Genomic DNA, 6,380 nt, shown 5'->3' on the forward strand with positions numbered 1-6,380 from the left:
ACTAAAATAGTCTTATCATTTAAAGTGATTATTTCTTATTCATTCACTTTGATAAGACTTTTTCTTTTATTTTGACTATTTTCTTTATTTTTCTTTTTATTTAATTTGGCATTCAACACCAAGTGAAGAACAGAAACAGATTGTTGATGAATTTGCAAAAAGAGCTGAAGCCATACGTAATGAAAATATCGATCCATCAGTGGATAATATGCTAAAGATTACCAATGATGGAAGAAAACTTGCACTCGATCAAAGACTCATTGATCCAACTCTAGGAGACAACCCTCATAGCAAGGTCAATACGTGTATTGATAATGTCATTCGCATCTATGAAGATACCAAAGATAAAAAATCTACTCAGCTTATTTTTTGTGACATGTCTACTCCACAGAAAACCTCTAAAGCATTTCTTGAAAAGCTAGAACAAAATGTAAATATTCCATACACAAATGTTTATGATGACATCTACAAAAAACTTATTGAACATGGCATTCCACCCAATGAGATTGCATATATTCATGATGCTGCAACAGATACAAAAAAGAAAGAACTCTTCTCAAAAGTAAGACAAGGAAGTGTTCGTATATTGCTTGGATCTACTGCTAAAATGGGTGCTGGTACGAATGTCCAAGATTTACTGATAGCTTCTCATGACCTCGATTGTCCTTGGAGACCAAGCGATCTGGAGCAAAGATCAGGAAGAATTATCCGTCAGGGGAATACAAACAGTGATGTAGAAATCTATAGATATGTAACGGAACAGACATTTGATAGTTATTTATACCAGCTTATAGAAAGTAAGCAAAAGTTTATTTCACAGATACAGACATCAAAGAGTCCTGTCCGCTCAGCAGAAGATATAGATGAAGTTACGTTAAGCTATGCTGAAATCAAAGCCCTCGCAAGTGGAAATCCAAAGATAAAGGAAAAGATGGATCTCGACATACAAGTCAATAGATTGAAACTAGCAAAAGCTAATTATCTAAGCGAAAAATATGATTTGGAAGATAAAATTATTAAGTATAACCCAATGAAAATTGCCTCCATCAAGGAAAAAATCAATGACTATCAAAAAGATCTGGACAGCACTTCACCTGTTGAGGAATTTAGTGGAATGACATTACAGAATCATTTTTACTTGGAAAAGGAAACTGCAGGAAAAGCATTGCTGATCTTATGTGAGAAAGATAAATCATCGAATCAAAAACTGATTGGTGAATATCGTGGCTTTGAATTACACCTTTCTTATGACCAGTTTCATTCCTATCATCAATTGACATTAAAGAAAAACGGAACATACATGATAGATCTAGGAAATGATGTTTACGGAAACATTACAAGAATCGATAATCAGATCAGTTCAATTGCAAAAAAGTTAGAGACAGAAAGAAGCCTTCTGACAACTGTAGAACAACAATTTCATAATGCAAAGGAAGAAGTTATTCGACCATTTGAAAAAGAACAGGAACTGCAGGATAAGTCATCTCGTTTAGCTATACTAAACAAAGAGCTGGATATAGGAAATCAAAATGATAAAGAAATAATCCCTTTAGAGGAATCATCAGAAATCATTCAAGATAAGACTATCAATCATGAAAGATAAATTTTCAAATTGATATAAGATATAGATATAGTATAAAATGATATAATATCATCGATATAGAATTTATTGTAGAATAAGATTATAATTAAAAAGGAAATTGAGAGGAGTTGGACGTAGATGAATACAACAAGAAATGAATTTCTTAGATCAGATTTTATTCAAGCGTTGATTAAATTCTCTAATGGTAAGATTTCAGAAAAAGAAGCAAATAGCATTGCTAATAGAAAGCTACGTTTAACTGATTTTTCTGATGGCAGTCCTTTAGCTCATAAAGGTCCTAGATGGTTAGCAAAACATATTGTTAGAACAATGACATTTGAATAAACAATAAAGAATTCCCTACAGAAGTAACGTCAATAATTTCGTTACTTCTTTTTATTTCAATGCTATCAGAAATGTTTTCCTTTTAAGAATATAAATTTATTATTTCATCAAATCAAATATCAATATTATCTTAACAGCAACGAAAAAATCTTTCGTTGTTTTTTATATAGGAGAAATCGAACATGAATACAAAACTTATAAAAAAGATACCAGTCGAACATGTTATACAGCTCAAGACAATTGATTTACTGTCATATTTAAAGCAATACGAACCAAATTCAATCATCAAAAATAAGAGCCATTATGATTCAATTACGCATAATGGTCTTATAATTTATAAGAATAGATGGGCATGGAAATCACATCATCTGAATGGCAAAACAGCCATCCAGTATCTTGTTTTCGTTGAAGAAATGGATTATATCGACGCTCTATATCTCCTTTATCAATGTTATAGAAAGGAGCTTAACAATGGCAAAAAGATTCATCAGTAAAAAAGATCTCGCAAGAATCAAGGAGCTTGACCTTCTAACCTATCTCAAAAATTATGAACCGCAGGAACTTGTTAAAAAGAGCAGAAATGATTATATGACTCGCACTCATGGTTCACTTCATATAAGCAATGGTCTATGGTGCTGGTGGGCACAGAACATTGGAGGACGAACTGCACTTCAATATCTCATTAAAGTAGAAGGTATGGAATTTTTAGATGCTGCATTATATCTAAAGGATCTGATTGATAAACAACCTCCAACAAAAGTTATTCAATCAAATAAATCTAGTTATCATTTTCGCCTCCCCTATCGCTACGAAAATGACAACAAGATTATCAGCTATCTTGTCAATGAACGAAAGCTCGATAAGAGCATAGTAGATTATTGCATCAAGAAAAAACTCATCTATGAATCAGCACATGATCATGCTGTTGTATTTGTTGGATATGATGAAAGCCATATGCCTAAATTTGCAAGCACACGCTCAATAGATTCTGATATGAAAAAAAACATTCCAGGAAGTAATAAAGCATACAGTTTCTGCATTAAAAATGAGCATAATCATCAGCTGCATGTCTTTGAATCTGCTATAGATTTGCTATCATATATGACGATTCTAAAAGGAAATAAAAAAGATTATCTTAACAATAATTACCTTTCCATAGATGGAGCAACCCTCATTGGAAAAAATATTCATGATACTGAAATACCTGTAGCCCTTAATCATTTTTTAAATAACAATGAAATCAATTCCATATTTCTTCATATGGATAATGATAAAGCTGGAAAGGATACTGTCAAAAAAATTCTATATCATTTAAAAAATCAGTATAAAATCATCGACTGCTCACCACAAAAATATAAAGATGTTAATCAAGAATTGCAGACTAGAGTATTTCATACTGACATGGAAAGATAAGTTAATGGCAGAAGATTTTTCTAAAAATATGCAAATTTTAATTTTGTACAATTCCTTTTCAAATAAAAATATTGCATAATAATGATGAGGTGATTTACTGATGGATAATATAAAAATATTGACCATTATACTAAAGGAACAGAAAGATGATGTTATTGATTATTACTATCTTGCCAATGAATCTGATACAAAACTAGCTGGAATTGTTTCATTGAAGATGAACATTTTTGAAAAACTTCCAGCAAAGATTGATGACTATACTCTCTTTGTGATAGATGCATATCTTAATGATGAGATTTCAATAGTCCGTCCATGTCATGAACCAATGAAAGTTCCCGACTGTCCAGATATTTGTGGAATAGTAGCTTCTGGGACAATTATACATTACTATATTAAAAACAATGAAATGCCTAAATTCATCTGTTCATTAAGTGATGATGCTGTAGATTTAATAATGCAATCTGATGAATGCATTCAACCACTTATTGATAACGGTATTATAAGCAAAGAAGAAGTTGATGAATATCGTCAAAAACAATTAAAGAAATGTTCATAAATTGTATCATCTTTTCTATTCATCTTTTTATGAAATCAAAAATACCATTCAATGATCCATATAACTTTCAAGCATTTAAAAATGAATCTGTCTATTTTTTAGCCATTCGTCCATGAGACAATGGCTATTTCATTATGTTAAAGGAGTGAATATCTATGAAAAAATATCTTGTTGAAATTACTGAAACTTTGCAAAAACAGATTACTGTTTCGGCTAATTCCCGTGAAGAAGCTGAACAAAAAGTCAAGGAAAGATATAAAAATGAAGACATCATTTTAAACGAAAATGACTATGTTGATACAGATTTTCATGTCATAAAAGAAACAAGAATAATGAATCATGATGAGAGATAAGTGCACTTTTATCTCTCTTTTTTGTTATGAAAACTGAAAGGAAGTGAATAAAAAATGGATTCAAGAGTACAAAAATCAATTAATAAACTGGAAGCATTAAAGCAAAAAAAGCTAAGTGAAAAAGAAAAAATTGAACATGAGCTATCCTCAATAAACACAGATTTGAAAAGATTATATACATTCAAGAATGAACAGGATAAGCTTCAGACTGCAATCAATGATTTTTATCAACCTAAGAATACAATTAATAACAACTGACACTCCAAAAGTGTCCTGTATACTAGCAAGCACTGAATTCGGTTGCCCACCTCATTCGCTTGTTAGGGTTTCACCCTAAGACCCCTACTACTGAAAGGAGAATTGCCAATGGCAGAAAACAGAAAAAGACCTCATCGAGTGATCATTCATCTTAATGACAAGGAATTGAATTCACTCAACGAAAAAGTACAGCAGACAGGTTATAAAAGAGAAGGATATATCCGTCTGCTCATTGCCGGTTATGAACCGCCATCAAAACCAAAGAAAGATTTTTATGATATGATAAAACAACTGCGAATGATTGGAAACAATCTTAATCAGCTCTGCATCATAGCCAACAAAACTGGAAATATAGATTACCATAAAATGAGATATGCTCTAGATGATCTTCATAAAAATATTGTACAAATCAGAACTGATGTTCTTCTCCCTAGAAAGGCTGTTGATGATGGCAACAACTAAAATATGGCCAGTAAAAAATCATCTTAAACGTGTGCTTGACTATACCAGCAATCCAGAAAAGACTGACACTCTTGATGACATTGACTTTCAGTTCAATGGACTTTCTCAAAGTATCCATTATACAACTCAGGATATGAAAACAGAAAAGCAATTATATGTTACTGGAATCAACACTCATCTTTCCACTGCCTTTGAGGATATGGTCCTAACAAAAAAAACATACAGCAAAGAAGATGGCACTCTTGCCTTTCATGGCTATCAGTCATTCAAGCCCGGTGAAGTTGATGCTGAAACTGCACATCGAATTGGTATTGAACTTGCCAATATTTTATGGGGCGATCGCTTTGAAGTCCTCGTATCAACACATATTGATAAACATCATTACCATAATCATTTCGTAATCAACTCTGTATCTTTTAAAGATGGCAAACGTTATTACGATAATAAAGCTACCTATAAAAGAATGAGAGAGGTATCCGATGCACTTTGTGAAAAGTATCAGCTTTCAGTCATTGAAGATAAAAGTAGTCACTCTCGTCATTATGCAGAATGGAAAGCAGAAAAAGAAAACCGACCAACAAAACGAAGTCTAGTTGTTGAGGATGTTGAATATGCAATTTCTAAATCAACCACTAAAAAACAATTCCTAAAGGCATTAAAGGATATGGGATACTCCATTCGTGAAGGAAAATATATTTCACTCAAGCCACAAGGTGGTGAAAGAGCCTTTCGCTTGCATAAACTAACAAAAGACGGACGCTATGATATGAGCATTATTGAACAACGTTTATATGAACGTCGCTATGCACAGTTTGAATCACCTGCCCATATATCACCAAAGAAATACTACTATAAAGGTGATTTAAACAAAGCAAGAAAACTGACTGGCTTCAAAGCATTATATGTACATTACATGTTTATCCTTGGGGTGATTCCTCATCAAAGACCTGCTCCAAAAGTACATTACTATCTTAAACAAGATTTATTGAAACTGGATCAGATTACTGAGGAGGTTACATTTCTTGCAAAGAAGAATATCAACACTATAGAAGAATTAGAATCCTGCCTTGAGAAAACAAATACACAAAAGCGTTCGCTTGAGAATGAACGTAAATGTGTGTATGGAAAAATTAAACGCTGTCGCAATGCAGAATCAAAAACATTACTTCAACAAGACGTTGAAACCATGACAGAACAAATCAAATCACTACGAAAGGAGGTGGTGCTTTATGAGAGGATAAAAGATCGTTCACTAAAAATGAAAAGTATTATTAAATCGGTGAACGACAATCAAAAAGGTGAAATGAAAAACTAAATTCCACTTTGTATATTTAAATTCAACTCTTCTTGTGGGAGTTGAATTTCAAATTGCAAAGTGATTTTTTGTATTATAAAAATCACCTTCAGATAT

General features: G+C 32.3%; 9 protein-coding genes. All 9 read left to right on the forward strand.

The features are described from left to right. The first annotated feature begins 208 nt into the window (after positions 1 to 208). The 9 genes from B5E48_RS12880 to B5E48_RS12915 all read left to right on the forward strand — a co-directional run bounded on the left by B5E48_RS12880 (position 209) and on the right by B5E48_RS12915 (position 6,284). The gene (locus B5E48_RS12880; RefSeq protein WP_087305501.1) at positions 209 to 1,603 is read left to right on the forward strand and encodes a helicase C-terminal domain-containing protein; all 1,395 of its coding nucleotides are present in this window, start codon (positions 209 to 211) and stop codon (positions 1,601 to 1,603) included. A gap of 117 nt (positions 1,604 to 1,720) precedes the next feature. Further along, a complete protein-coding gene (locus tag B5E48_RS12885; RefSeq protein WP_087305503.1) occupies positions 1,721 to 1,927 on the forward strand; it encodes a hypothetical protein in 207 nt (68 codons plus the stop codon). 182 nt (positions 1,928 to 2,109) lie between these two features. After that, entirely contained in the window at positions 2,110 to 2,421 is a 312-nt protein-coding gene (locus B5E48_RS13660) for a hypothetical protein (RefSeq protein ID WP_158097302.1), read from the forward strand. After that, positions 2,399 to 3,340, forward strand: coding sequence for a DUF3991 and TOPRIM domain-containing protein (locus B5E48_RS12890; protein WP_158097303.1), 942 nt, complete (start codon positions 2,399 to 2,401; stop codon positions 3,338 to 3,340). The genes B5E48_RS13660 and B5E48_RS12890 overlap by 23 nt, the downstream gene beginning before the upstream one ends. 100 nt (positions 3,341 to 3,440) lie before the next feature. Next, on the forward strand, positions 3,441 to 3,896 hold the full coding sequence (locus tag B5E48_RS12895; RefSeq protein ID WP_087305506.1) for a hypothetical protein: 456 nt from the start codon (positions 3,441 to 3,443) through the stop codon (positions 3,894 to 3,896). 155 nt (positions 3,897 to 4,051) lie between these two features. Continuing rightward, entirely contained in the window at positions 4,052 to 4,249 is a 198-nt protein-coding gene (locus B5E48_RS12900) for a DpnD/PcfM family protein (RefSeq protein WP_087305508.1), read from the forward strand. 54 nt (positions 4,250 to 4,303) lie between these two features. Next, complete coding sequence (locus B5E48_RS12905; protein WP_087305510.1) at positions 4,304 to 4,507, forward strand: hypothetical protein; 204 nt, start codon at positions 4,304 to 4,306, stop codon at positions 4,505 to 4,507. 108 nt (positions 4,508 to 4,615) lie between these two features. Continuing rightward, a complete protein-coding gene (locus tag B5E48_RS12910) occupies positions 4,616 to 4,969 on the forward strand; it encodes a plasmid mobilization protein (protein WP_087305513.1) in 354 nt (117 codons plus the stop codon). After that, positions 4,956 to 6,284 carry a relaxase/mobilization nuclease domain-containing protein gene (locus B5E48_RS12915; protein ID WP_158097304.1) on the forward strand — a complete coding sequence of 443 codons (1,329 nt, stop codon included), beginning with the start codon at positions 4,956 to 4,958 and terminating at the stop codon, positions 6,282 to 6,284. The genes B5E48_RS12910 and B5E48_RS12915 overlap by 14 nt, the downstream gene beginning before the upstream one ends. The last annotated feature ends 96 nt before the right edge of the window (positions 6,285 to 6,380 follow it).

The organism is Massilimicrobiota sp. An105, from assembly GCF_002161155.1.
Lineage (GTDB): Bacteria > Bacillota_I > Bacilli_A > Erysipelotrichales > Coprobacillaceae > Allocoprobacillus > Allocoprobacillus merdigallinarum.

Excerpts from the sequence above, each read along its gene's own strand:
- B5E48_RS12895 (WP_087305506.1), top strand. The coding sequence starts at position 3,441 with ATGGATAATATAAAAATATTGACCATTATACTAAAGGAACAGAAAGAT.
- B5E48_RS12890 (WP_158097303.1), top strand. The coding sequence starts at position 2,399 with ATGGCAAAAAGATTCATCAGTAAAAAAGATCTCGCAAGAATCAAGGAG.
- B5E48_RS12880 (WP_087305501.1), top strand. The coding sequence starts at position 209 with ATGCTAAAGATTACCAATGATGGAAGAAAACTTGCACTCGATCAAAGA.
- B5E48_RS12900 (WP_087305508.1), top strand. The coding sequence starts at position 4,052 with ATGAAAAAATATCTTGTTGAAATTACTGAAACTTTGCAAAAACAGATT.
- B5E48_RS12910 (WP_087305513.1), top strand. The coding sequence starts at position 4,616 with ATGGCAGAAAACAGAAAAAGACCTCATCGAGTGATCATTCATCTTAAT.
- B5E48_RS12915 (WP_158097304.1), top strand. The coding sequence starts at position 4,956 with ATGGCAACAACTAAAATATGGCCAGTAAAAAATCATCTTAAACGTGTG.
- B5E48_RS13660 (WP_158097302.1), top strand. The coding sequence starts at position 2,110 with ATGAATACAAAACTTATAAAAAAGATACCAGTCGAACATGTTATACAG.
- B5E48_RS12885 (WP_087305503.1), top strand. The coding sequence starts at position 1,721 with ATGAATACAACAAGAAATGAATTTCTTAGATCAGATTTTATTCAAGCG.
- B5E48_RS12905 (WP_087305510.1), top strand. The coding sequence starts at position 4,304 with ATGGATTCAAGAGTACAAAAATCAATTAATAAACTGGAAGCATTAAAG.